The following is a 25,258-nucleotide window of genomic DNA, read 5'->3' on the forward strand; positions in this document are numbered from 1 at the left end:
CCGGTCAGCTCTGCTTCAGCTCGTCTTGGGCTGGCAGAACGAGCGCGCCTTGTCCGTCCACGCGCCGAAACCGCTCGAGACGAGATGCGCAACAATGTGACAGACATAGCGCTTCTGCGCCGGCTGATTGTTGGGGCCCGCGTTGTAGCGCGCGACCGCCATGGTCCAGCTGCCTTCGCGCTGCTTCAACTCCTTGAGGAAGCGCGCGGCGTACTCGACGTTCCCCGCGGGATCGAACATCGCCCGGACCGAAGCGAACTTTTCGGCGTGATAATAATGGTTGATCTGCATGCAGCCGAGATCGATCAGCTTGATGCCTTTGCTGCGCATGGCCTCGAAATTCGCGATTGCATCGTTGATGTCCTTCGCGAACACGGTCTGGCCGTCGGCCCCGAGCGCGTAAGGATGGAGCGCGCCGCGCCGGCCGGTCTCGGTGAGGCCGACTGCATAGAGAATGCCGAGCGGAATCCCATGCTGCCGGGCCGCGCGCGCCATCTCGCGCTCGCAGGGGCGCGCAGTCTCGGCGGCGGCTTCCGAAGCGCTCGCGTTACAGATAAACAGGGCCGCGACGGTGATGCGGCGCCACGTCCTGCTCATGACGCGTCTCCTGGTTGAACTGGCGCTCCTGGCGAGCCTGTTTCGCGCCGCCGCCGGATTGCCCCGACGACGTGCCGGCACCGCCGAACGCGCCTTGCGACTGCGGCGAGGATTGTTGCTGGCCCGAGAGCTGGGGCTGGGACTGGCCGGAGCCGCTCTGGAATCCGTCCAGCGAGCCGTGCTGGACCGGCGCGACGTCGGCGACGTAGCCGGCCGACTGCATGAGCTCGCGGATCTGGTCGCGCTGCTGGTCGAGCATCTGGCTCGTGTCCTTGCGCTCGGCCGCGAGCTGGACGGACACTTCGGTGCCGACGAGACGCAGGCGCACCGTGACGTTGCCGAGGGCGGGCGGTTCGAGATTGACCGTCAGGATCCTGAGCGGCTGATCCGGTGCGTTGGTCTGGGATGCGGCGAGATCGGGTGCCGCGGACGCAGCCGGTGCCAAGGACTCCTTCAGCTCGGCGACGACTGCATTGGCAACCTGCTGCGGGGCGTTGAACTGCGCCGGTGGCAGATGGGTTTCCTGCTGGACCACGGTGACCTTGGTTGTCTCGGGTAGCGCGGCGCGCGCCGAAGCCTTGGCAGCGCGCTCGACATCGGCCGTAACCGCCTCGAAGCCGGGTGATGCCGGCCTTGCGCTCGAGGCTTCCGCACCTTGCGTCAGCGCAGATTGCGACGCCGCCATCGCTTGCGAAGCCGCCGCCTGCGAGCGCGCGCCGGCCGGGGCAGGACTGGATGGACCGGCATCGCCGGTCGCCGCCTTCACCGCGCCCGGTGCCTCGTGCTTCGCCGAGGGCGACCGCTCGTCACGCGCGGGCGCGTCCTTGTCTGCGGAGGGCACTTGCATCTGCGGTTTCACGGCAGACACAGCAGCGATCTCCTGCCCGACCATCACAGCGATGCCGGATTGATCCTGGCGATCTGTCCCGGTGAGATGATCGACCGGACGTGGTTGCTCCGCCAGCTTGTCGGACTTGGTGTCGGAGGTCTCGTCCATGGACTTTGGATCAGCAATGGTCGCGACGCGTTCGCGCAGCGCCGCCTCCTTCGGCTGCTCCTGCTCGGCCGGATGGATCGAACGCGTGCGCAGCGTTCCGGTCTTCGCGGCCGCCTCGCTGCCGTCTTCGCTCAGCGCCTGCTTGGCGAGATTCGAGACGGTGTGGAGCAGATCATTGAAGGACGAGTTCGCCTGTGGTTTGGTCGCGGCACCCTTTGCCGCGCGCGACCCGCGCATGTTGAGACTCTCGGCGAGACCGTTGAAGAGCTGTCCGGAGATTCCACTGAGCTTGGTCATGGCCGGCGATCCTTGGTCAGGAGTTCGAGCTCCCCGAGCTGCTTCTGCGCGCGTGCGAGCGTCGCGGTCGATGACGCCAAATCGAGTCGCGCCGGCGTTGCCGGAGGCTTGTCCGCTGCCGCGGCGGATCCGCCCGCGAACGGCTTGCGAACGTCGAGCGCGAGCTGCACCGTGGCATTGAGAAGGGGGACGTCGCGTTCGGGCAGCTTCGACCGGTCGAGCGCCTTCAGTTCGGCGAGACCGCCGTCATATTCGTCGGTGAGCACGCGCGAGGCGCCGCGGAAGAAATGGGCGCGCTCGCGTTCCGCCGATGCATCCGCGCTCAGGGTCAATGCCCGCTCGCCCGCAAGTCGGGTCACGGTCAGCCGTCCGCGCACCATCGCGGCGCGCGCGATCACGAGATAGAGCTTGAGGCGGCTGGCGCGATCGATCTGCTCGAGCAAGGCTGAGATCCGCGCAAAGCGGCGCTCGTCGAGTGCCAGGCTCGATTGCGTCAGCCCCGCGGAGAAGCGCTGCCAGAAATCGCCCGCATAGATCGAGTTGCGGTAATGGCGGATATAGGCCAGCGTCAGGAACTCGAACTTCTCGAAATCCTCCGCCTGCCCCACCAGCAGGATCTCGCGCCGCAGGGCCGCCTCCTCGACCAGCGTGCCGGGCAACAGCAGGCGCGCATCGTCCAGGCGCTCGATCGCGAGCGAGGCCTCGGCGCGCGCGAACAGCGCGCCTTGAACCAGCGCGACCTGTCCGCCCAGTCCCGAAGGAATCGTCCGCGGCTTGATCTCCTTGAGCAGCTCCCGTGCTTCCTCTTGGCGACCCTCGACATAGGCGAGCGCACCGTTGAACAGCCGCTCGTCAACGTTCAACTTGTCGCGCGGCAGTTTGCGGACGATTTGCGGCGCACCGCCGCTGAGCAGGTAGATAACGACCGCCTGGCCGTTCCGCAGATTGCTCCACACCGCGGGATCGGCCGCGAGAAACTTCTCGCCGATTTGCCGGATCAGCGCGATATGACTGCCATGTGCGGCGGTGTCGCCACTGGCGATGCCGTCCTGCACCGCTTGCAGCGCGCGGACGAGCTCATAGGGTTCGCTGCCCTGGGGTGCAGGCTGGGCAAGCGCATTTGCCGCGATGAACGGCAGCAGCAAGACGGCGCGGCGCAGCACCCTGATCAAGGTCGCTTCTCCCGGATCAGGATTTCGATCCGGCGGTTCTGGGCGGCCGCCGGATCGTTCGGGAGCTTCGGCCGCCGATCGGCGTAACCTTCGATATGCTCGATCCGCCGCGCATCGACGCCGGAACGGACCAACATGTAATAGGCCATCTGCGCACGCGCGGTCGACAGCCTCCAATTGTCGTAGGTTTCCGATCGATACGGCCGATTGTCGGTATGCCCGCGGACGATGATCATGCCCTGGCGCTTCATCAGCAGCGGCCCGATCTTGTCGATCACGCGGATCAGCTCGGGCCGCGGCTCCGCCGAGCCGACCGCGAACATGCCGAAGCTCGCATCGTCGGTGAGGCTGACCAGGAGCCCTTCCTCGACCTGACGCACCTCGGCCGCCGGCCCCGCCCCTGCTTTGATGTCCGACAGCGCCTCCGCGACCGCGGACTGAAGCTGCTTGAGGGTGGGCTGCTGTGTTTGCGCCGCGTCGCGCGCCTCCGGCTCCTTCGCCGCATCGTTGGGACGAGCCTGCGGGGCGGTGCTCACCTGGACGCCAGCTTGGGCGCTGCCCTCGCGCGGCGACTGCGTCGGTGCGGCGCCCGGCGGCATCAGCGGCGACAGGCTTGCGGACGAGCTCTCCGGGCCCGGAGCCACGTTGCCGCCGGCATCATCCGTCCTGCTCCGGCGCGCCTGCACCTCGCCCGGATTTGCTCCGGCTGCGCCGTCTCGCGCGGAGGCATTCGGCTTCGGCTCGCTCTCGATGAAGCGATCGGCGTCCTTGGACGCCTGTGGCGCCAGCTTCCAATAGCCCGGATCGAATGGATCGCGATAGGCATCGCCTCCCTTGAGGCCGTCCTCTTCAGCGGAGGTCAGAGCGCCGGCGCGCCGCTGGCCCGTCGACTGGTTCGCGCTGTTGGCGATCTCGGCGAGCGTCGCATAGGGGTCACGGAACAGGACCTTCTCCTCGAAAGAGGCCGGCTTCTCAGCCGTCGGAGAATCGCCGCGCCTTTCCTCGTTCGTACCGGCCGGCTGACGCTTGCCGTCCTGGCCTTCGAACGACGACGGCTCCTTTTTGGAGAGATCCTTGAGGCCCTTTGGGGCAGGTGAGTTCTCAGCGAGCTTGATCGGGTTGAAATAGCTCGCGACGACCTGCTTCTGGTCCTGGTTGAGCGCGTTGAGCAGCCACATGACCAGGAAGAACGCCATCATCGCGGTCATGAAGTCCGCATAGGCGATCTTCCAGACGCCGCCGTGATGCGCCTCCTCGGCGAAGGCGCTGCGGCGGCGGACGATCACGATCTCATGCTTGACCTCCTCCATGGCGGACTACCGGCGCGCTTCCTTGAGGCGTTCACTCCAGGCGGAGATCTGCGTCTCGATCACGGTCTGGTCGGCCACGACGCGCACCTCGAGCGTCTCGGCGGCCTCGTATGCGATGCCCGCTCGCCTGGATGCCTCGAGCTGCGTCTTCACGAGGTCCAGCAGCTCGCTCGGGCCGGTGACCTTGAAGGCCGGCGCCGACGAGCTGCCGGTCAGCGCCGCGATCTGCTCGACCAGCGATCCGATCGCCTTGTCGCGCACCGCATCGGTGAGGAACGGCAGCAGGATCCGCGCCACGGAGCTTGCGATGTTGGTCTCGATCTCGCGGCAGGCCGCCTCGAAGCCGCTGACGATCGCGACTGCCTGCTGGTCGGACCATTTGGCCCGCTCTTCGCCGAGCCGGATCGCGCTGCGGACGCGCTCCTCGGCCAATTTGGCGTCGCCTTCCGCGACGCCCGCGGCATGGCCGCGCCGATAGGCATCGTCCAGGAGATTGACCGGCGGCGCTTCCGTCGCGGGCGCCGGGGACTGAGCCTGAAGCTGCGTGTGGGCCTGCGGCTGGGATTGAGGCTGCGGATCGCGCCTCGCCTCCTTTGGCCTGGTCAGCACGTCCTGGATTTTTGGAGGCGGGGGCGGCGGCGACGACTTGACCCGGCCATTCGCATCGAACTGCGTCAGGAGTTTTCCGATTGCCGCGTTCATGCCGCCTCCTCGCGTCGCATCCAGTCTTTAAGGATCGCCGCCGCCTGCATCTGGTCGAGCCGGACGATCTGCTCGAGCCGCTTCTGCGGCGTTCGCTGCATCTTGCCTTCGAGGTCTTCGACGAGGTTGAGCTCGGCCTCCTCGCCGTCGGGCAGTGCAAGGGCCGCCGAGGCCTCGAGCTGGGCGGCCTCGGCCGCCTCGGCCTGCTCCTGCTCCGCGCGATGGGTCAGGATGCCGTTGACCGCCGGCCGCAGCCCGAACCAGACCAGCATCGAAGCCACGGCCAGGATCGTGATCGCGTTGATGACGCTGCCGAGCTGCTTGTTGATCATCTCGACGAAGCTGATCGGCGGCACCGGCGCCAGCTCACGCGAGCCCTCGATGAAATCGACGGCCGTCACCTGGATCTGATCGCCGCGCGCCTTGTCCAATCCGCCCGCGGTCGCCGCGAGCTGGCTGATCTCGGCGAGCTTGCTGTCGATGATGGCCTGGTTGCTCTTGTCGCCGAGATCGGCAACCAGCCGAGCGCGATTCACCAGGACGGCGATGAACAGCTTCTTGACCGAATAGCCGTCGCTGACCGTCGTTGTGGTCTTGGAGGAGACCTCGAAATTGGTGACGTCCTCGCGGCGGGTCTTGTCCTCGCTGGAGTTCTTGCCGCCGCCCGCATTCACCTGCTGGTCGGGGAGATTCTGCTGCACCGTGGTCGGCGACGAGCGGTCGGCGTTCTGCGAGGATTCCTTCTCGCGTACGGCCCGCACCGAGCGCTCGGCGCGGTTCTCGGGATCGTAGACCGTCTCGTTGATCTGCCGCTTGTCGGTGGACAGCTGCGGAGCGACGCTCACCTCGAAGTTGTCGAGGCCCAGATACGGCGTCAGCGCCTTGCGGATGCTCTCCTGCACCATGCCGCTGACCGTCTTCTGCAGGCTCGCCATCTTGGCTGGCGCGGCGCTGGCCTCGTCCTCTTCGGCGAGCAGCATCGAGCCGTCGGCATCGAGCACCGTCACCTTGTCGCGGCTCATGCCGGGAATGGCGGCGGCGACGAGATGCCGGATCGACTGTGCCGTGCGCGCCTCGATCGCGCCGTCGGTGCGCAGCACGACCGATGCCGAAGGCGGCTGCTGCGTGGCGCGGAACGAGCCGCGCACCGGCAGCACGATATGCACGCGCGCCGCCTTCACGCCCTTCATCAGCTGGACGGTGCGGGCGATCTCGCCTTCGAGCGCGCGCAGCTTGGTGACCTCCTGCATGAACGAGGTCAGCCCGAGCGAGCCGATCTTGTCGAACAGCTCGTAACCGGAATTGGCGCTGGTCGGCAGCCCCTTCTCGGCAAGCAGCATCCGCGCCTGCATGGTCTGGCTCGGACGCACCGAGACCGCATCGCCGGCGGAATTGACGTCGAAGGTGATGTTCTGCTCGCGCAGTGCCGCGCCGATGCGCGTCACATCTTCGCGGGTGAGGCCGGTGTAGAGCGTTTCGAACTCGGGGCGGCTGAGATAATAGGCGCCGCCGACGACGGTGACGAGAACCGCAAAACCGATCAGTCCCAAGGCCATCAGGCGTCGCGGCCCAAGCTCCAGCAGATTGTTGAGCAGTTGCTGTACCTGCGCACGACTGAGCATATGACCTCGTACCAATGCGAATGGTGACGACACTCAGCTGCCAACCTTGTCTGAAGGTTGCGCGAGGCGCGAATGTGTGGGTTCGCTGGCAAGGCGTTGCAATTATGCAAGACGAGGCGACGCAATCGGTTTGGCAGGCGCGAGCGAGCGCTCGGGCGCACGGCAGCCCGACCGGCCGCGGCATGTCGCAAGACGTATGACGAAGGTTCGATTGCCGGCATATCGCGTGTCGGCGCCCACCATCACGGCGGGGACCGTGCTCCCTGAGGGAGCACGGTCGTTTTCGAAAGCGCCGCTTAGCCGCGGAACAGCGACAGGATGCTCTGGCTGTTCTGGTTGGCGATCGAGAGCGCCTGAACGCCGAGCTGCTGTTGGGTCTGCAGAGCCTGCAGGCGGGTCGATTCCGCATTCATGTCGGCGTCGACGAGCTGGCCGACGCCGCGATCCACGGAGTCCATCAGGGTCTTGACGAATTCCGTGTTGGTCGAGATGCGGTTCTTGACCGCGCCGAGATCGGCAGCGGCCGAGGCCACCGAGTTGATCGCCGCCGTGACCTGCGCGATGTAGCCATCGAGCGTGGTCTGATCGGCCGCCGAGTCGGTCAGCGCGGCGATGTTGATCGTGTCGACCGAGGCGCTGCCGGCCACGGTGTCCAGAATGCCGGTCTGCGTGGTCGAGTAGAGCGTGTAATTGGCGGTCGTCACCGTGATCGAGCCGATGGTGGGCGTGCCGCCGACACGCGAGTAGGACGAGACGAGGTTGAAGCTCGTCGGGGTGGTGCCCGTCGTGGTGCTCAGCCAGTTGATGCCGTTGAAGGTGGCCGAATTGGCCTTCAGCTTCATGTCCTGCTGGATCTGGGTGATGTCGGCCTGGATCTTGGTGCGGTCGATACCGGCGGTCTTGGCTTCGACCAGCAGCGCCTGGAGCTTGGTCAGACCCGAGTCCTTGTCGCCGATCACCGAGGTCAGAGCGGTGTATTCGGTGTCGACGGTCGCAGCCGACAGGCCGAGCGAGTCGGAGACCGCGGACAGCGCGGCGTTGTCGGAGCGCATCGAGGTCGCAATCGACCAATAGGCAGCGTTGTCCGAGGCGGTGGACACGCGCTGACCGGTGGAAATCCGGTTCTGCGTGGTGGCGAGTTGCGTGCTGACAGACCGCAGGGTCTGCAGCGCGGTCATGGCGGAGGAGTTGGTGAGAAGACTAGAACCCATTTTGATGTCCCTTTGAAGATTGACTTGAGTTGGGGACATACCGGGCTTGCACCGGTACGACAGGGCGGCGTCATGCCTTTGGGCGTGCCGCAAACGCGGGTTCAAGGCCCAATCTGTCGTAGCGGCGAGGTTAGCGAGCGAAGCTTGTGCGGGGCTTGTGGCCCTGTGTTCCGGCCGCAACAGGCGGCCGGACTTGGGCGCGCGTGGCTGCCTAAGCGAAAGGGCCGCGCTTCGCGAGAAGCGCGGCCCTCCCCCGATGACTTCCGTCTTAGCGGAACAGCGACAGGATGCTCTGGCTGCTGTTGTTGGCGATCGAGAGCGCCTGCACGCCGAGCTGCTGCTGGACCTGAAGGGCGGCCAGGCGGGTGGATTCCGCGTTCATGTCGGCGTCGACGAGCTGACCGACACCGCGGTCAACCGAGTCCATCAGCGACTTCACGAAGTTCGTGTTGGTCGAGATACGGTTCTTGACCGCACCGAGATTGGCGGCGGCCGAGGCCACCGAGTTGATCGCAGTCGTGACCTGCGCGATGTAGCCATCGAGCGTGGTCTGGTCGGCGGCCGAGTCGGTCAGCGCGGAGATGTTGATCGTGTCGACCGAGGCACTGCCGGCCACGGTGTCCAGAATGCCGGTCTGCGTGGTCGAGTAGAGCGTGTAGTTGGCCGTCGTCACCGTGATCGAGCCGATGGTGGGCGTGCCGCCGACGCGCGAGTAGGATGACACGAGGCTGAAGCTCGTCGGGGTGGTACCCGTCGTGGTGCTCAGCCAGTTGATGCCGTTGAAGGTCGCCGAGTTGGCCTTCAGCTTCATGTCCTGCTGGATCTGGGTGATGTCCGCCTGGATCTTGGTGCGATCGATACCTGCGGTCTTGGACTGGACCAGCAGCGCCTGGAGCTTGGTCAAACCCGAGTCCTTGTCGCCGATCACCGAGGTCAGAGCGGTGTATTCCGTGTCGACGGTCGCGGCCGACAGGCCGAGCGAGTCGGACACCGCCGAGAGCGCGGCGTTGTCGGAGCGCATCGAGGTGGCGATCGACCAATAAGCGGCGTTGTCCGAGGCAGTGGACACGCGCTGGCCGGTGGAGATCCGGTTCTGCGTGGTGGAGAGTTGCGAACCCACAGACCGCAGGGTCTGGAGTGCGGTCATGGCAGTCGAGTTCGTAAGCAGGCTTGACATTGCGAATGTCCCTTTATGTACGCGTTTACATTTTCACGAGGGGACATACCGGGCTTTCACCGGTACGGAAGGGCGGCATCATGCCTTTGGACCGATCTGTGTGGGTCCAACCCGCCGTACCGTGTTGCTAGCACGCCGAATCTTGCTTCCGGATTAAGACGAGCTTGAATTCCGCAGTAGAATCATATGGTTAAAATAACGCGCCGCTAACCAAATCCAGCACCTTTCGCTTAACCATAACCGGCCGGCCAGTGCTCACGAGAACGAGCGGACCAGCCCGGAGGCCAGCAGATTCCAGCCGTCGATCAGCACAAAGAACAGCATCTTGAACGGCAGCGCGAGGATCGTCGGCGGCATCATCATCATGCCCATCGACATGGTCAGCGTCGCCACGATCATGTCGATCACCAGGAACGGCAGGATGATGAGGAATCCGATCTCGAACGAGCGCCGGAGCTCGGAAATCATGAAGGCCGGAATGATGACGCGCAGATCGACCCGCTTGTCGTCGAACTTCCTGCGGAAGCTTTCGGCGGCGAGCGCTTCGAAGGTCTGGAGATCCTTGTCGCGGACATGGGCCAGCATGAACTCGCGGAACGGGTCCGTGATCTTCAGATAGGCTTCCTCTTCCGATATCTCGTTCTTCATCAGCGGCTGGACGCCGCTCTCCCAGGCCCGGTCGAAGGTCGGCGCCATGACATAGAAGGTCATGAACAGCGCGAGGCTGATCAGCACCAGGTTGGCGGGCGTGGTCTGGAGGCCGAGACCGGCGCGCAGGAACGACAACGCCACCGCAAATCGCGTGAAGCTCGTCACCATGATGAGCAGCCCCGGCGCCACCGACAGCACCGTGATCAGCGCCATCAGCTGGATGATCCGGCCGCTGGTCGAGCCGTTTCCGGGCGGCAGCAGGGAATTCAGGTCCGGAATTTGGGCCAGCGCCGCTTCGGGCAGCACGACCAGAACCAGCGCGAGCAGCAGGACTTTCACCCTCACTGGATCACCAGCGTCTCGATGATCAATTCGCGGACCTTGCCTGACGAGCGGATATTGGCGCGCTCGGTCAGGTCGTCGCGCAGATGCTGGAGCCCGCGCGATCCCTCGAACTGCGCGACCGTCGCCGACCGCAGATAGGTCACGATGTCCTCGCTGATATGGGCGGCCAGAATGCCGGCATCCTCGTCGCTCATGCTGTCGGTCACCATCGAGGCTTCTATGCGCGCCCAATTGTTGGCTGGCGCCGCGAGATTGGTCACGATCGGAGACAATTTCCTGAGCCGCGCGCTGCCGGCGTAGCTCGACGCGATCGGCGGCGATGTGGCGTTCTTCTTGGCGTCGGCAACGCGTTCGGCGGTCGCGATCAGATGCAGACCGGCAATCGCGCCCGCGCCGATCGCGATCAGGGTCAGCACGACGATGGCAGCGATCAGGCGCATGGCGTCTCCTGCCATCGCGGCGCGATCCAGCCGGCTCGGGCCTCAGAATGGTGCCACGGCGTCATAGATCCGGTGTCCCCATCCAGGCTGCTGCACGTCCGACAGATTTCCGCGCCCGCCGTAGGACACGCGCGCCTCGGCGATCTTGTCGTAGGAGATGGTATTGGCCCGCGAGATGTCACGCGGACGCACGATGCCGCCGACTTTGAGCACGCGCATCTCCGTGTTGACGCGAAATTCCTGCGAACCGCTGATCATCATGTTGCCGTTGGGCAGCACGTCGGTGACGACGGCTGCGATCGAGAGCCTGATGTCCTCGGTGCGGTCGATCTGGCCGTTGCCCTTGATCTGGGTATTGGTGCTGAGATTGGCGTTGGCCGAACCCGTGTCGTTCCATCCGGCGATGTCCATCAGCCAGTCGAGCCCGAACTTGACCTGCGAATCGCGCGAACGGCCGGTCTTGTTGTCGAGCTTGGCCTTGTCCTGCATCGAGATGATCACCGTCACGACGTCGCCGGTGCGGCGGGCGCGCGGATCGCGGTAGAGATCGGTGCCGTCGTCCCAGGTCGAGCGATAGCTGACGGGCGTGCGCATGCGCGGCGTCACCGGGATCGGATCGGCCTGCATCCGCAGGCCGCTGCCGACGGGCGACATCTGCGGACCGGTCAGGACTTCGGCCGGATCATGGAAGCAACCGGCCAGAAGTACGGACGCCGCGAGCAGCGAGAGGATGAGGATCGGCTTGGTCATCTATTTGCTCTTTCCGTCGTCCACGCGACGCATGCCGCCGAGCAGGTCTGCGAGGTGCGCCGCGCGTGCCGTGTCCATCTCGTTGAAGATCGCGCTCGAGCTGCGCGGGCTGAGCTTGGCGAGCACGGCGGCGGCGGTCTCGTCGGCCATGCCGGCGATCTGCGTCGCCGCAGCTTCGGGCTTCATGCGCGAATAGATCTCGACGACGCTCGCTTCGGCCTTCTTCAGGAAGTCGTCGCGCAGCGCCATCCACTTCTCGTATTCGGCGCGCTTGGCCTCGACCTCGGCGATGCGCTCGCGCAGCAGGCTCTCGGCCTTCTCGAGCTCCTTGAGCTGCCAGGCCAGCCTGGCATCGACGGCGGGATCGGCGACGTTGCTGCAGAACAGCGCGATTTCGTTGTCCGGGGGCGGCGCAGCCTGCGGCGGTGCAGGCTTCGGCGGCGCCGTGACGCTGCCAGGCTTGGCCGGACGGGCAGGCGCCGGTGTCTCCGGCACCGCACCGGTGACCGCGGGGCCCGAATCTTCGGCCGCCCATGCCGTGGCCCGGACCGACGCATTGTCGACAGGTGTCGCGGTGGCCGACGGCTGCGGCTTCTGCGGTCCGCCAGCGCGGGCGCGGGCGAAGGAGAGCAGGTTGAGCGGTTTCGACGGCTTGGCCTCGTCCAAGGCGAGCGCGGGCGAGGCGCTCGCGAGCATTGCCGCCGCGGCCAGCAGGAGGAGTTTGCCTTTGTGATCCAGCTTCAGCATCGGGCCGCGTGCGATTCTCGCTTCAGACCTGAGCATTGAGCGACCAAGCTTGCACGACGCTTGCGCATCATTGCACGATAACGTCGGCCTGGAGCGCGCCTGCCGTCTTGATCGCCTGCAGGATCGCGATGATCCCCGACGGCTTCAGGCCGATCTGGTTCAGGCCACGCACCAGGCGTTGGAGATCGACCCCGCTCAGGATCGCCACCTGCGATCCGGCCTCGTTGGCTTCGACCACCGTCTGCGGGACGACCACCGTCTGTCCTCGCGAGAACGGCGCCGGCTGCGACACCACCGGCATCTCCGTGACGCGAACCGTCAGATTGCCGTGGGTCACGGCAACGGTCGATATCCGCACGTCGCGCCCGATCACGACCGTGCCGGTGCGCTCGTTGATCACGACCCGCGCCGGCGTATCCGGCTCGACCACCAATTCGCCGATCTCGGCGAGGAAGCGGACAGGGCCGACATGACGCGGCTTCGACAGCACGATGGTGCGGTAGTCGCGCTCGAAGGCGATCTGCGCGCGGTAGCGACCGCCGGCGTAGCGGTTGACAGCGTCGAGGATGCGCGTTGCGGTGACGAAGTCCGGGTTCTTCAGCTGTAGCACCAGGAACTCCATCTCGTGGAGACTTCCCTGCACCTCGCGTTCGACCAGCGCACCGTTCGGGATGCGCCCGGCCGTCGGCGTGCCCTGGCTGACGTTCTGCGCCTGGCCTCCGACGCTGTAGCCGGCAACCGTGATCGCGCCCTGTGCCACCGCATAGACGGCGCCGTCCGCCGCGCGCAGCGACGTCATCACCAATGTGCCGCCGAGCAGCGATGTCGCATCGCCGAGCGAGGACACGGTGACGTCCATGCGCTCGCCGGGCCCGATCGAAGGCGGCAGGTCCGCCGTCACCATCACCGCTGCGACGTTGCGCGTGCGCAGCGTGGTCGGACGCGGGGGATTGTTGGTGCTCGTGGTCTCGTTCCTGACGTTGATGCCCATGTTCTCGAGCATCGACTGCAGGGACTGTTCGGTGAACGGAGCGTTGCGCAGCGTGTCGCCGGTACCGTTGAGGCCGATGACGAGGCCGTAGCCGACGATCTGGTTCTCGCGCAAACCCTTGATGTCCGCGATGTCCTTGATGCGGACGGCGGCCTGGGCGCCGGCGGCCGACACCAGCAGCATGAGCGCAAGCAGGAGCCTGGTCATGACCCGTCCATGACCTTGACGCTGCCGTCCGGCTGGACGACGCCCCTGATGATCACGCCGGTGTCCGTATTGCGCACGGGGATCAGCGCGCCGGCCGCACCCGACTGCATGGCCGAGCCGTAAGTGACGATGGACAGGCCGCTGTCCTCGACCACGACCTTGACCATGGCGCCGCGCGCGACGGTCCAGGGGTCCTCCACCGCGTTCGTCGGAATGGGCTGGCCCGGCAACAGCGCGCGCCGCGCCATGCGGCCGACCAGGATCTGACGCGCCTCGATGAACATGGCGACGCCGAGCAGGCTCGGCGCGAAGGCGCGCTCGGTGATCATCTCCTCGCGGATCAGCTCGCCGGCGCGGATCGAGACGGCCGGCACGGGAAGCCGCTTCTCCTCGGCCGCGGCGACCCGCGCCGTTACGAGAACCAGCAGCACGGCGGCCAACCCGCGCACGATCAGGCCCACCCTGTTCAACATCGAGACACCGGAACTAGCGCATGCCCTTCGAGACCGTCTGGGCCATTTCATCCGAGGCCTGGATGACCTTGGCATTCATTTCGTAGGCACGCTGTGCCGAGATCAACTCGGTGATTTCCTTGACCGGGTCGACGTTCGAGGCTTCGAGCCATTTCTGGTTGATCTTGCCATAGCCGGCATCGCCCGGCAGACCGACGACCGGCGTGCCGGACGCCGTGGTCTCCTTGTAGAGATTGCTGCCCAGCGGCTCGAGACCCGCTTCGTTAGCGAAGTTGGCGAGGTTGAGCTGGCCGATCTGCCGCGGATTCACTTCCGTGTCGAGCTTGGCAAACACCTGGCCGGTCTGGTTGACCGTGACCTCGACCGTCCCCTGCGGGATGGTGATCGCGGGATCCAGCAGGTAACCGTCGATCGTGACCAGCTGAGCGTTGGCGTTGACGTTGAACGAGCCCGCACGGGTGTATTGCACCTCGTTGTTGGGGCCGAGCACCTGAAACCAGCCACGTCCGTTGATCGCGAGATCATAGGGATTGCCGGTCTGCGTCAGCGCGCCCTGGATGTGCAACTTGCGGATCGCCGCCGACTTGACGCCGAGGCCGAGATTGGCACCTTCCGGAATCGGCGAGGAGCCGTTGGTGTTCGCGACGCCCTGCATGCGGTCCATCTGGTAGAACAGATCGGTGAACTCCGCGCGCGCCCGCTTGTAGGAGGTCGAGTTGATGTTGGCGATGTTGTTCGCGATGACTTCGATGTTGGTCTGCTGGGCGTTCATGCCCGTGGCCGCAATGGCGAGCGATTTCACTGGTCCCACTCCTTCAGATCAAATCGACATCCGAACGACTTCCTGGTAGGCCTGGACGACCTTGTCGCGAACCGCGACCGCCGTCTGCAGGGCCTGCTCGGCCGACATCAGCGCTTCCACGACGCGGCGCGTCGATTCCTTGCCCTGCATTGCAGAGATCGATGCCGCCTCGCCCGCCTTCAGCGTCCCGATCGCATCCGACGTCACCTGCTTCATCACCGATTCGAAGCCGACGTCGTCACTGGTCTGGATCGCGGTGGTCGCCGCCGGCGAGACGGCCTGCGTCTCGGTCGCACGGCCCGCGGCTTGCCCTGCGGAAATCGCGGTGGATGAAATCGCCTCAAGCATGGTCAGCTCCTCAAGAGGTCGATGGTCATGCCGAGCATGGACCTCACCTGCTTCACGACCTGGAGGTTGGCCTCATAGGAGCGGTTGACCTCCCGCATGTCGGCCATCTCGATCATCATGTTCACGTTCGGCAGCTTGACGTAGCCGGCCTTGTCTGCAGCGGGATGCCCCGGATCGTACTCCACCCGGTAAGGCGTGGTGTCGACCCCGATCTCCTTGACCTTCGCGAGCTGTGCGCCCGAGGCGCGATCCATCGCCGCATCGAAGGTGATGGTCTTGCGCTGATACGGATCGGCGCCGGCGGCGCGCCCCGTCGAGGTGGCGTTCGCGAGGTTCTCCGAGACGATGCGCATGCGCGTCGACTGCGCTTCGAGCCCGGAGCTTGCGACCGTCAGCGAGGCGCTCAATGAGTCCAGCATGTCAATTCACCTCAGGCCTTTGCACTCGACAGCACCATGCGGTGAAACGACCGCACGATCGCCGCGTTCATCGAATAGTCGCGATTGACGTCGCTGCCCTTGATCATTTCCTGCTCGAGGCTGACGGAGTTGCCGGAGTGAACCACTTCCCAGCTGTCCTTCTTCGCGGTCGCCCGCGTGTCGGTCTCGGCTGCGGCCAATTGCATGTGCGAAGGCGACGTCGTCGCGAGCCTCACCGGCATGCCGTCGAGCACCTTGCTGAACGGCTCGACGTCGCGCGCCCGGAATCCCGGCGTGTTGGCGTTGGCGACGTTGGTGGCGATGGTCGACTGACGCAGCTCGAGATAGCGCGCCTGCGACGATGCGAGTTCGAAGAGATAAAGCGGTCCCACGACGGCCCCATTCTGATCCATTCGGGACGAGCCTAGGGCGTTAAGCTTTCGTCAAGCTGTTGCGCGAAGCACCATCCTCGGAAATCTATCGGACGTTCTCGGGCCGCGGCGCCTGCTTGGATTGGAGGAAGTAGATGATCTCGGCAACGGGCCGGAAGAATTCCGCCGGAATCACCTGATCGACCTGGACTGCCTCGTAGAGCGCGCGCGCCAGCGCCTTGTTTTCGATGACGGGGATTCGGTTCTGCTCGGCAATCTCGCGGATCTTCAGCGCGATCACGTCCATGCCCTTGGCCACGACCAGCGGCGCGGCGTTTTCCTCGCGCTTGTAGCGCAGCGCGATCGCGAAGTGCGTCGGATTGGCAATCACCAGCGTCGCGCGCGAGGCCGAGGCGATCATGCGTTGGCGCGACCGGTCGCGCGCCAGCGAGCGCAAGCGCGCCTTGATCAGGGGATCGCCTTCCGCCTGCTTGTGCTCGTCCTTGATCTCCTGCTTGGTCATGCGCAGCTCGCGCCGCCAGTGGAAGCGCGCCCAGGCGAGATCGATCGCCACCAGCACGATGGTGGCGATGCAGATCGCCGAGACGATGCGCATCGCGATGTTGAGGATCATCTCCGGCAGCGCGACCGGGTCGGTGTACATGGCCTCGAAGGCCCTTGCTTCGGATGAGCGCAGCACGAAGGCGACCACGGCGGTCACCGCGGCGAGCTTGAACAGCGACTTGGCGAACTCGATCAGGCCCTGCGTCCCGAACAACCGCTTCCAGCCGCTGACGGGAGAGATTCGCGACAAGTCAGGCTTGATCCGCTCGAGCACCAGGCGCGGCGCGTTTTGCAGCAGCGAGGCCGCGAGCCCGAACACCACCAGGATGACCACCAAGGGCACCAGGAACCGCAGCGCCTGCAGGCCGACCACGGTGAGCAGGTTCTGCGCGTCCGCACCGGTCGAGAGCGGGAAGCCCTCGGGATCGTCGAGCAGGCTCTTCAGCGTCGGCGTCAATTGCTGCACGCCCTGGCCGATCAGGAATGCCTGGATCACCATCAGCGCGGCCATCGAGGCGAAAATGGAGGCCTCCCGAGAGACCGGAATCTTGCCCTGTTCGAGCGCATCGCGGACTTTCTTCTCGGTCGGCTCTTCTGTCTTGCTCTCCTGATCGGATGTTTCTGCCATGCCCGTTCAGCGGTCAGCGGAAGACCAGCCCATCCTCCTGCTCGGGGTTGAGCTCGATTTCGCCCTTCTCCGCGAGGTCGAGTGCAAGGTCGGTGATCACACGGCGCGCCTCGAGCACGTCGCGCTGGTTCGACGGCTCGCCGATCGCGAGCTCGGCCTCGACGACGCGGCGGACGCGCGAGGCGACCGCGGACAGGATCACCTCGCGGAAATGCTTGTCGGTGCCCTTCAGTGCGACCACGATGCGGTCGGTCGGAACCTGGTCGAAGATCATGGTGCGCGCCTTCGGCGCCAGGTTGATGACGTCGTCGAAGGTGAACAACAGCTCCTTTAGCACCTCGGCCGACTTCGGACGCTTCTCCGACAGGCTCTTCAGGATGTCCTCGATGTGGCCGCGCTCCATCTTGTTGATGATGTCGGCGACGCGGGCGTAGGTGTCGGCGCCGAGGTTGCGGGCGAAATTCAGCGTCAGATCTTCGTGCAGCGTCTTCTCGAGGACCTTCATCGCGTCATCAACGATCGGCTTGAGGCTGAGCACGCGCCGCATCAACTCGTTGCGCAGACTCGACGGCAGCTGGCTCATGACCTTGGCGGCGCAGGACGGCTTGACTTTGGACAGGATGAGCGCCGCGGTCTGCGGATGCTCCTTGGACAGGTAGGTGGCCAGCGAATTTTCCGACACCGACGAGACGCGGTCCCACACAGAGCGGCTCGAATTGCCGAGTAGGTCCGTCATGATCGCCGAAACCTGATCGGCCGGAAGCACGTCGCCGAGCACCGCTTCCAGGCCACCGAGGGTGCCGAGAATGTTCGCGCCCATCGAGAACTGCTGGGCGAACTCCTCGACGATCCCCTCGAGCTCCTGCGCGGTGATCGGCCGCAGCTCCGCCGCCGCCTTGGTGACGATGCGGATCTCCTGCGGCTCGAACTGCTGAAGCACGCTCGCCGCCGCCTGCCGGCCCATGGCCAGCAGGAGCGCGGCGACCTTTTCCGTGCCGCCCAGCGTGGTAACGCCTCGCTGCTTGACGGGAGCGATGCCGACCGGTGCCGCCATGGTCAGGTATCACCCTGCCCCAGCGGTCCGACGATCTCCGTGAGTGAGACGCCGAAGCGGGAATTGTCCTCTTCGACGACGACCACCTCGCCGCGGGCGACGATGCGACCGTTGACGACGACGTCGACGGGCTCCCCGACCCGGTGATCGAGCGGAACCACCGCGCCGCGTCCGAGCTTCATCAGGTTCGCCACCGGAATGGTCGCCGATCCCAGCACCACCTGCATGGTGACGGGAATGCGCAAGATGGCGTCGACATTGGCGAACTTGCCGGTCTCCTCGGCCGTGCGCTGGGCGATCTCGGCCAGGCGTTCCAGCGGTGACGTCTCGGTCTCAGCCGATGCAGGTGCAGACTCGTAGTCGAATGATTGCGCCATATGGTATCGCCTCTTGGTACTTCCGCTGCCGGAGCGCCGTGGCGTTCCGGCCGTATTGCTCTGCCGGTGCCGGCATTCAGTGCTTGTTCAGCTCGGCGGTCGCGGCCGTCGCCGCGGGTGCGAGCCCGCTGCGCGCATCGAGCGCTGCGATCGCCTCGTGAGCCTGGTCGATCTTCGTGCTCAGCACGTTGGCGAGGCGTCCGAGATTCGCCGTGGAATCGTGCGCCGCGGTGATGACCGTGTCGAAGGCACCCGCGGTCTCGTGCATGATGGTTGAGAATTCGCCCTGATAGCTGCGCAGCCGCGCCAGCTCGCGATGCATCCTGGTCACCCGCAGGCTGGTGAAGGCGAGCGCAACCAGCAGCACGATATCAACGAGATAGGATATCATCGACGAACTCCCGCTTCTGATCGACGGGATCTGCCACCTGCATGGCGTAATAGCCGTCGAGCTGGCCGATCTGACACCAGAACAACACCTGATTGTTGCTTTCGAGACGGGCCAGCGTGCGCGGCGTGGCCTCGAGCTCGAGCACCTGCCCGACCTCGAACTTCACGACGTCGCCGAGCGTCACCATCTTCTCGTCGAGGACGGCGCTGAGGGTCACCTCGGTCCGCTGCACCTCGCTTTCCATCTGTTCGCGCCAGCGTGGGTCGGCGGCGCGACCGTCGCTGACGACCACGTGAGCGAGCTTCTGACGCAGCGGGTTGAGCGCGGAGTGCGGAATGATCAGGAACATCTGACCGCCGCGGTAGAGTGCCTGCACCATCATGTTCGCGCAGATCGACATGTTGCTGGCGCGTCCGATCGCCAGCGACGCCATCGCGGTCTCGACACGCTCGACGCGGAAGGTGACGTTGGACGTTCCGGCGAAGGCGCCTTGCAGCGCCTTGGCGAACCGCTCGAACAGCGCCTGGACCAGCCGTATCTCAATGTTCGAGAACGTCCGTTCGACGTCAAGCGGCGGTTCCGCTCCGTCAGAGCCGAACATCGCCTCGACCATCGTGAATACGAAGTCGCGGTCGAGCATGATAATGACGCGCGAATCCCACTGCTCGGCATAGAGCACGGCCGCGACCGCGTTGCCCTCGTAGTCCTTGATGATGTCGCCGAGCGGATCGTTGGTGATGCCGTTGACCGAGAAATAGCAGGGCGTTCCGGCCATCGGCTGCAGGCTGTCGGTGCACGATGCCGCCATGCGATCGAAGATCACATTGAGCATCGGCATACGCTCGATCGATATGCCGGCAGCGTCCAGCAGGTAGTTCGGCAGCTGCTTGCGCTGGTCGACTTCTGCGTCTTCCATCATCATGCGCGCGCCGCCTTGGGTTCAGCGTCGGCAGCGACGGGCTTGGGACCTGCGATCGTCTCGTTTTCGACGACGTCGATCGAGGGACGCTCGCTGCTGGAGATCATCTTGCGGCCGTGCTCGACGGCGATCTGCGGCATGGCACCGTTCATGAATGCCAGCAGCGTCTGCTTGACGATGATGTAGGGCCGACACTTCTTCTCGCGCGTCATCTTGATCTTGATCGCGAAGGGCGAAAGCACGCCATAGGACAGGAAGATGCCTGCGAAGGTGCCTACCAGGGCTGCACCGATAAAGCCGCCCAATAGCTTCGGAGACTGGTCGAGCGCGCCCATCGCCTTGATGACGCCAAGCACGGCGGCGACGATGCCGAGCGCCGGCAGCGCCTCGGACACCGTCACCAGCGCATGATAGGGCGCCAGCTTGCCTTTCACGATGGTATGGATCTCCTCGTCCATCAGCGCCTCGATCTCGTGCGTGCGCGCATTGCCCATGATGATCAGGCGGACATAGTCGCAGATGAACTGGAGCAGCGAGGGATCTTCGAGCACGCTGGGGAACGCCTTGAAGATTTCGGAGGAGGCGGGATCGTCGATATGCGCCTCGACTTCGTTGCGCCCCTTGCCACGCAGCTCGCGCATCAGAGCGTGGAGCGCGCCGAGCAAGTCAAGGTAGTAGCGCTGGCCGGGCACCGCGCCGGTGATGGCCTGCATACAGGCGACGCCCGTGTCCACCACCGTCTTCCATGGATTGGCCACGATGAAGGTCCCGACCGCGGTTCCCATGATGATCACGAACTCCCACGGCTGCATGAGCACGGCCAGGTGCCCGCCCATGGCGGCAAAGCCGCCGAGCAGCGCCGCTACCGTGATGAAAATCCCCACGAAACTGCCCAACGCGCCGCTCCATCGCCGATCCCACCTGGAATACCTAGTCGGCGACGCTTGCGCGAAGCTGGCTTCGAGGTCGCCAGCCCCGCGCAAGCAATTGGCGGCAGCTTGAAGCGGGGTCGCGACCTGCGGCCAGAGGGGCGCGTGTCATGCTATCCACCATCGCGGACTACACCAGGCTGACCAAAGACATGGGCAAGTCGCTGACGCAGGTCGCGAAGCAGCCGGACGTCAGCCGCGACACCGACTATTTCCTCGGCCATATCGGCAAAGTGAAGACTATCGACGATTTCCTGAAGGACTATCGTCTCTATTCCTATGCGATGAAGGCCTATGGCCTCAGCGACATGACCTACGCCAAGGCGTTCATGCGCAAGGTGCTGACCGAGGGGGTCACGAGCAAGGACGCCTTCGCCAACAAGCTGACCGACACCCGCTACCGGCAATTCGCGACCGCCTTCAATTTCGCCGCACTCGGCGACAAGGCGACCCAGACCGCCGCGGCCACGACCGGCACCGCGACCCAGTACGTCACGCAGACGATGGAGGAGAAGGCCGGCGATCAGAACGAAGGCCTGCGTTTGGCGCTGTATTTCACCCGCAAGGCTTCCACGATCACGACCGCCTACCAGATCCTGGCCGACAAGGCGCTGACGCAGGTGGTGCAGACCGCGCTCGGCCTGCCTTCGACGATCAGCGCGGCGAACATCGACGCCCAGGCCAAGATGATCGCGGACAAGATCAAGCTCACCGACTTCCAGGATCCGGCCAAGGTGACCAAGTTCGTGCAGCGCTTTGCGGCGATGTGGGATGCGACCCAGGCCCGGAACGACAGCTCGACCAATCCCGCGCTGGTCCTGATCGCCGGCGCCGCGACGTCGGTCAGCATGGATACCAACGTGCTCACGACGCTTCAGAACATCAAGTTCAACAGGTAAGTCATGCAATCGGCTCTCTATGTGGGATTGTCGGCGCAGGTCGCCCTCGAAAAGCGCCTCCAGACGATCGCCAACAACGTCGCCAACGTCAACACGGCCGCGTTCCGCACCGACGTGGTGAAGTTCGAGACCGTGCTGTCCAAGGCCGGTCCGACGCCGGTGGCGTTCTCCTCGCCCGGCGACAACGTCATCTCGCGCGAGATGGGAAACATTACCGAGAGCGGCAACCCGCTGGACGTCGCCGTGGTCGGCCAGGGCTGGATCGCCTTCGCCGGTCCGAACGGCACGGTCTACACGCGCGACGGCCGGCTCCAGATCGCCCCCAACGGCGATCTTCAGACCGTGAGCGGCTTTCCGATCGTCGATTCCGGGGGCGCGCAGATCACGCTCGACCCGAACGGCGGACCGATCTCGATCGCGCGCAGCGGCGCGATCATCCAGGACAACAACGAGATCGGCACCATCGGCCTGTTCAGCATTCCGGCCGACGCCAATCTCGAACGCTACGGCAATTCAGGCGTGACGCCCGACCGGCCTGCGACCGCCATCGCGGACTTCTCCCGGGACGGCTTCAAGCAGGGCTATGTCGAAGGCTCCGGCGCCAATCCGATGCTCGAACTGACGCGGCTGATCTCGGCCTCGCGCGCTTTCGATGGCACCAACTCGATGATCGAGGGCACCGAGAGCTCGCTGCAGAACGCGATCCGGACCCTCGGCGAACCCGGCAAGTAGATTGCGCGCCAAGCGCGCAGGATGAGGTTGGACGGTTTCCTTGAACGCTCTTCGGCAACTCGAGTGGGCGCTGCTGGAGCTTCAGCAGAGCACTCCCCTGGCAAGCGTCAGTGGCGCGATCTCCGAGATCGCGCCGACGCATTTCCGCGTCTCCGGCCTGTCGCGCTTCGTCAGGCTCGGCGAGCTCATCGGCGTCGATTGCGGCGGTAAGCGCCAGATCGGCGAGGTGGTGCGGATCGACAGCGAGGGCATCATCGCCAAGCCGTTCGACCGGCAATTTGGCGGCGGGCTCGGCTCGGCGGCCTACCGGATGCCGCCGCTGTCCTTCGCGCCCGATCCGAGCTGGAAGGGCCGCGTCATCAACGCCCTCGGCGCGCCGCTGGACGGACAGGGGCCGCTCACGCAAGGGTCGCAGGCGGTCTCGACGGAGGCGGAGGCGCCGTCGGCCATGAAGCGTGCGCGCGTGCACAAGCCGCTGCGCACCGGCGTACGCGTCATCGACCTGTTCGCGCCGGTCTGCGCCGGCCAGCGCGTCGGCATCTTTGCCGGATCGGGCGTCGGCAAATCGACGCTGCTCGCGATGCTCGCCCGCAGCCAGGGCTTCGATACGGTCGTGCTGGCCCTGGTCGGCGAGCGCGGCCGCGAGGTGCGCGAGTTCATCGAGGACGTGCTGGGCAACGACCGTCATCGCGCTGTCACAATCGTCTCGACGGGCGACGAAAGCCCGATGATGCGGCGACTGGCGCCGAAGACGGCGATGGCGGTGGCCGAATATTTCCGCGACCGCGGCGAATCGGTCCTGCTGATGGTGGATTCGATCACCCGTTTTGCCCACGCCGCCCGCGAGGTCGCGCTCGCCGCCGGCGAGCCCGCGGTGGCGCGCGGCTACGCGCCGACGGTCTTCACCGATCTGCCGCGCCTGCTCGAGCGCGCCGGTCCGGGCGAGGAGGGATCCGGCACCATCACCGGGATCTTCTCCGTGCTGGTCGACGGCGACGATCACAACGAGCCGATCGCCGACACCATCCGCGGCACGCTCGATGGGCACATCGTGCTCTCAAGGCACATCGCCGACCAGGCGCGCTATCCGGCCGTCGATGTTCTGGCCTCGGTCTCCCGCCTCGCCCACAACGTCTGGGACCCCGAGGAGCGCGAATTGGTGAGCAAGCTGCGCGCCATGATCGCGAAATACGAGGACACGCGCGACCTTCGCCTGATGGGCGGTTATCAGCCGGGACGTGATTCGGGCCTCGACCAGGCGGTCGAGATGGTTCCGCGAATCTACAACGCGATGCGACAGGGCGCGTCGGCGCCGCCGAGCGCCGATCCGTTCCGCGAGCTTCGGGACATGCTCAAGGGCGACTGACGGGTGGAGAGGGTGAGGCGCCTGCCGTCCGCCCTGCCCGTGGTTTTCGACAAGAGATTGCGCATGTCGCTACGCTTCCAGCGCATGCGCGTGCACACCGGCTCACCCATTTTCGTCGTGAGCGAATTCGCCGTTCGCGGTGTGCACGAGCTGGCAAGCGCTGTGCAAGCGATCGAAGAGTCTATTCTGCAAGCACGACGGGAACAACCGCCGCGTGCAATTCCAATGAGTTCCCTCGACGATTCCGCGGCAGAACGCACAAGTTGTGGATGACGTGCCGCCAAACGTCATCGTGATGCACAAGCTTCGATCAGTTTGCATCAACGCAAGACAACAACGCGCGTGCAATCAAACTCTCACAATATCGAGTGCATATTACTCGCCGCGCCATGTATTGCGTTCACCATCATGTGTCCCGAACAACGAGATTGCCCTTGAACGTTACATTCGCCTGCCACGACATCCAGCCTGTGAGAGGGTCTCTACTTGATTTTGTTGAGAAGCTCATCCATCGTTTTGGTTGAGTATAAGAAACGTCTGCTTGTGACTTGAACTTTGGGGGCTTCGGTTGAGCCACTCCGATCCACCGTTTGCCGGCGACGGCAACCCGAGCTCCCGCGCGACGACCACGCCGTTGGCATGCCATCAGCGATACGGCTTCTCGCTGCGGACGATGCAACGCTCCTCGGCCGAGGTCGGGCGCGGTGCGATCCGCGCCATTGTGCGAGAGTTCGACAGGGCATGCTCGTCTGACACTCAGGGCGCAAAGCGGCTTCGGGACGCCGCAGACGAAGTTCCGGGGACGAGGTAGATTCATGCCATTGGCGCGGGAAGCCGTCGAGCTGCTGGTTCAGGCGGCGCGGGCTTGGTATTTCGAAGGCAATCAGCATGGATTGCGCGATCGGGAATGGATAGCGCTGCGCTTTCTCGGGCGCGCCAACAGGTTTTCGCGCACGCCGTCCGCACTGGCCGGCTTCATCGGCGCCACACGCGCGACGGCGTCGCAGATCGTGAAGACTCTGGAGAGCAAGTCGTTCCTGGTGCGAAAGCCGTCGCATGAGGACAAGCGTTCCGTCGTCCTGCACGTCACGCCGCAGGGCGAGAAATGCCTGAGCCAGCACGACCCGATCAATCACGTGGTCAACGCGGTGACGTCGCTCGGGACCGAGGAGTGCATCAGGCTGCGCGACTCTCTCCGCGAGATCCTCAATCACCTCGATGCTGCCCATCAACGGCTCGAAGCGAGCATCTGCCGGGACTGCATGTTTCTCGCAGAGCGCGGGCCGGGCACCGGCAAGGGGCGTGGAAACGCCGAATTCATGTGCCGGCTCTATCGTGCTCCGATCTCGCTCGAGGAGACCGAGCTGCTCTGCACCAGCTTCGAGCGCACGCGTGACCGCCCCAAGATCGAGCAGCATCTCGACCGCGAGCGCATGGCGAGCCAGGGCTGAGGCCGCCAAGAAGCGGCGCTCCATCAACGTCATTGCGAGCGAAGCGAAGCAATGACGGAGTATGAGGCGATAGCTCGCTCTCCGAGTGACGGCTGTCATTCCCCGCGAAGGCGGGGAATCCAGTACGCCGCGGCCTCTGCATTGAACAACTGTCGTCTCGGAGTACTGGATCGCCCGGTCAAGCCGGGCGATGACAGCGAGTGTGTGGTCGCAGACGTGCATATTCATTCTCGCGACTGATTTCGCCCGAGCTTTGCTTCGTCTCGCCGCCCTCATCGGCAAGAGGGCGCAGGGAAGACCGGGTGCTGACATCGCACCC

Annotated in this window: 28 protein-coding genes; 4 read left to right on the forward strand and 24 right to left on the reverse strand. The window is 65.1% G+C overall.

What is annotated here, in order from left to right; translation table 11 throughout:
- Positions 1-15: 15 nt before the first annotated feature.
- The 24 genes from I6F28_RS02305 to motA form a co-directional block, all read right to left on the reverse strand.
- A complete protein-coding gene (locus I6F28_RS02305; protein WP_036007033.1) occupies positions 16-597 on the reverse strand; it encodes a transglycosylase SLT domain-containing protein in 582 nt (193 codons plus the stop codon).
- The gene (locus I6F28_RS02310; protein WP_225139196.1) at positions 548-1,891 is read right to left on the reverse strand and encodes a flagellar hook-length control protein FliK; all 1,344 of its coding nucleotides are present in this window, start codon (positions 1,889-1,891) and stop codon (positions 548-550) included. The genes I6F28_RS02305 and I6F28_RS02310 overlap by 50 nt, the downstream gene beginning before the upstream one ends.
- Positions 1,888-3,063 (reverse strand): chemotaxis protein, encoded by a 1,176-nt coding sequence (locus tag I6F28_RS02315; RefSeq protein WP_225139197.1) that lies wholly within the window; start codon positions 3,061-3,063, stop codon positions 1,888-1,890. Before I6F28_RS02315 ends, I6F28_RS02310 begins: the two co-directional genes overlap by 4 nt.
- Positions 3,060-4,373 carry a MotB family protein gene (locus I6F28_RS02320; protein WP_225139198.1) on the reverse strand — a complete coding sequence of 438 codons (1,314 nt, stop codon included), beginning with the start codon at positions 4,371-4,373 and terminating at the stop codon, positions 3,060-3,062. Before I6F28_RS02320 ends, I6F28_RS02315 begins: the two co-directional genes overlap by 4 nt.
- A 6-nt stretch (positions 4,374-4,379) precedes the next feature.
- Positions 4,380-5,075, reverse strand: coding sequence for a FliH/SctL family protein (locus I6F28_RS02325; RefSeq protein WP_225139199.1), 696 nt, complete (start codon positions 5,073-5,075; stop codon positions 4,380-4,382).
- Positions 5,072-6,697: a flagellar basal-body MS-ring/collar protein FliF gene (fliF, locus tag I6F28_RS02330; protein WP_225139200.1), complete on the reverse strand. Its 1,626-nt coding sequence runs from the start codon at positions 6,695-6,697 to the stop codon at positions 5,072-5,074. The genes I6F28_RS02325 and fliF overlap by 4 nt, the downstream gene beginning before the upstream one ends.
- Before the next feature lie 296 nt (positions 6,698-6,993).
- Positions 6,994-7,908, reverse strand: a complete 915-nt coding sequence (locus tag I6F28_RS02335) for a flagellin N-terminal helical domain-containing protein (protein ID WP_036007019.1) — start codon at positions 7,906-7,908, stop codon at positions 6,994-6,996.
- A gap of 268 nt (positions 7,909-8,176) precedes the next feature.
- On the reverse strand, positions 8,177-9,085 hold the full coding sequence (locus I6F28_RS02340) for a flagellin N-terminal helical domain-containing protein (protein ID WP_157281907.1): 909 nt from the start codon (positions 9,083-9,085) through the stop codon (positions 8,177-8,179).
- A 255-nt stretch (positions 9,086-9,340) separates the two neighbouring features.
- The gene (fliP, locus tag I6F28_RS02345; protein ID WP_036007014.1) at positions 9,341-10,081 is read right to left on the reverse strand and encodes a flagellar type III secretion system pore protein FliP; all 741 of its coding nucleotides are present in this window, start codon (positions 10,079-10,081) and stop codon (positions 9,341-9,343) included.
- Entirely contained in the window at positions 10,078-10,521 is a 444-nt protein-coding gene (locus tag I6F28_RS02350) for a flagellar basal body-associated FliL family protein (RefSeq protein ID WP_036037699.1), read from the reverse strand. Before I6F28_RS02350 ends, fliP begins: the two co-directional genes overlap by 4 nt.
- A gap of 42 nt (positions 10,522-10,563) precedes the next feature.
- A complete protein-coding gene (flgH, locus tag I6F28_RS02355; RefSeq protein ID WP_057030122.1) occupies positions 10,564-11,271 on the reverse strand; it encodes a flagellar basal body L-ring protein FlgH in 708 nt (235 codons plus the stop codon).
- On the reverse strand, positions 11,272-12,018 hold the full coding sequence (locus I6F28_RS02360) for a MotE family protein (protein ID WP_036027426.1): 747 nt from the start codon (positions 12,016-12,018) through the stop codon (positions 11,272-11,274).
- A gap of 67 nt (positions 12,019-12,085) precedes the next feature.
- Positions 12,086-13,216: a flagellar basal body P-ring protein FlgI gene (gene flgI / locus I6F28_RS02365; protein ID WP_036007006.1), complete on the reverse strand. Its 1,131-nt coding sequence runs from the start codon at positions 13,214-13,216 to the stop codon at positions 12,086-12,088.
- Complete coding sequence (gene flgA / locus I6F28_RS02370) at positions 13,213-13,689, reverse strand: flagellar basal body P-ring formation chaperone FlgA (protein WP_074447553.1); 477 nt, start codon at positions 13,687-13,689, stop codon at positions 13,213-13,215. The genes flgI and flgA overlap by 4 nt, the downstream gene beginning before the upstream one ends.
- A 13-nt stretch (positions 13,690-13,702) precedes the next feature.
- Entirely contained in the window at positions 13,703-14,491 is a 789-nt protein-coding gene (flgG, locus tag I6F28_RS02375; protein WP_036006992.1) for a flagellar basal-body rod protein FlgG, read from the reverse strand.
- Positions 14,492-14,509: 18 nt separating this feature from the next.
- Complete coding sequence (fliE, locus tag I6F28_RS02380) at positions 14,510-14,839, reverse strand: flagellar hook-basal body complex protein FliE (protein WP_036037689.1); 330 nt, start codon at positions 14,837-14,839, stop codon at positions 14,510-14,512.
- A gap of 2 nt (positions 14,840-14,841) precedes the next feature.
- Entirely contained in the window at positions 14,842-15,258 is a 417-nt protein-coding gene (gene flgC / locus I6F28_RS02385) for a flagellar basal body rod protein FlgC (protein WP_036006988.1), read from the reverse strand.
- Positions 15,259-15,269: 11 nt separating this feature from the next.
- Positions 15,270-15,671 carry a flagellar basal body rod protein FlgB gene (gene flgB / locus I6F28_RS02390; RefSeq protein WP_057030120.1) on the reverse strand — a complete coding sequence of 134 codons (402 nt, stop codon included), beginning with the start codon at positions 15,669-15,671 and terminating at the stop codon, positions 15,270-15,272.
- A gap of 64 nt (positions 15,672-15,735) precedes the next feature.
- Positions 15,736-16,821, reverse strand: a complete 1,086-nt coding sequence (flhB, locus tag I6F28_RS02395; RefSeq protein WP_036006984.1) for a flagellar biosynthesis protein FlhB — start codon at positions 16,819-16,821, stop codon at positions 15,736-15,738.
- A gap of 13 nt (positions 16,822-16,834) precedes the next feature.
- Positions 16,835-17,875 (reverse strand): flagellar motor switch protein FliG, encoded by a 1,041-nt coding sequence (locus tag I6F28_RS02400; RefSeq protein WP_036027431.1) that lies wholly within the window; start codon positions 17,873-17,875, stop codon positions 16,835-16,837.
- Positions 17,876-17,877: 2 nt separating this feature from the next.
- The gene (gene fliN, locus I6F28_RS02405) at positions 17,878-18,252 is read right to left on the reverse strand and encodes a flagellar motor switch protein FliN (protein WP_036006979.1); all 375 of its coding nucleotides are present in this window, start codon (positions 18,250-18,252) and stop codon (positions 17,878-17,880) included.
- A 76-nt stretch (positions 18,253-18,328) separates the two neighbouring features.
- Positions 18,329-18,643: a hypothetical protein gene (locus tag I6F28_RS02410; protein WP_036006976.1), complete on the reverse strand. Its 315-nt coding sequence runs from the start codon at positions 18,641-18,643 to the stop codon at positions 18,329-18,331.
- Positions 18,624-19,565 carry a flagellar motor switch protein FliM gene (locus I6F28_RS02415; protein WP_036006973.1) on the reverse strand — a complete coding sequence of 314 codons (942 nt, stop codon included), beginning with the start codon at positions 19,563-19,565 and terminating at the stop codon, positions 18,624-18,626. The genes I6F28_RS02410 and I6F28_RS02415 overlap by 20 nt, the downstream gene beginning before the upstream one ends.
- Positions 19,562-20,458 (reverse strand): flagellar motor stator protein MotA, encoded by an 897-nt coding sequence (gene motA / locus I6F28_RS02420; protein WP_225139201.1) that lies wholly within the window; start codon positions 20,456-20,458, stop codon positions 19,562-19,564. Before motA ends, I6F28_RS02415 begins: the two co-directional genes overlap by 4 nt.
- Before the next feature lie 143 nt (positions 20,459-20,601).
- Between motA and I6F28_RS02425 the strand changes: the two genes are divergently transcribed.
- The 4 genes from I6F28_RS02425 to I6F28_RS02440 all read left to right on the forward strand — a co-directional run bounded on the left by I6F28_RS02425 (position 20,602) and on the right by I6F28_RS02440 (position 24,939).
- Positions 20,602-21,390, forward strand: a complete 789-nt coding sequence (locus I6F28_RS02425) for a DUF1217 domain-containing protein (RefSeq protein WP_036006968.1) — start codon at positions 20,602-20,604, stop codon at positions 21,388-21,390.
- A 3-nt stretch (positions 21,391-21,393) separates the two neighbouring features.
- Positions 21,394-22,122 carry a flagellar basal-body rod protein FlgF gene (gene flgF / locus I6F28_RS02430; protein WP_225134438.1) on the forward strand — a complete coding sequence of 243 codons (729 nt, stop codon included), beginning with the start codon at positions 21,394-21,396 and terminating at the stop codon, positions 22,120-22,122.
- A 40-nt stretch (positions 22,123-22,162) separates the two neighbouring features.
- Positions 22,163-23,488 carry a flagellar protein export ATPase FliI gene (fliI, locus tag I6F28_RS02435; RefSeq protein WP_225139202.1) on the forward strand — a complete coding sequence of 442 codons (1,326 nt, stop codon included), beginning with the start codon at positions 22,163-22,165 and terminating at the stop codon, positions 23,486-23,488.
- A gap of 815 nt (positions 23,489-24,303) precedes the next feature.
- Positions 24,304-24,939, forward strand: a complete 636-nt coding sequence (locus I6F28_RS02440) for a MarR family winged helix-turn-helix transcriptional regulator (RefSeq protein ID WP_225139203.1) — start codon at positions 24,304-24,306, stop codon at positions 24,937-24,939.
- The last annotated feature ends 319 nt before the right edge of the window (positions 24,940-25,258 follow it).

It is taken from the genome of Bradyrhizobium sp. NBAIM14 (assembly GCF_020193895.1).
In the GTDB taxonomy this organism is placed as follows: domain Bacteria; phylum Pseudomonadota; class Alphaproteobacteria; order Rhizobiales; family Xanthobacteraceae; genus Bradyrhizobium; species Bradyrhizobium yuanmingense.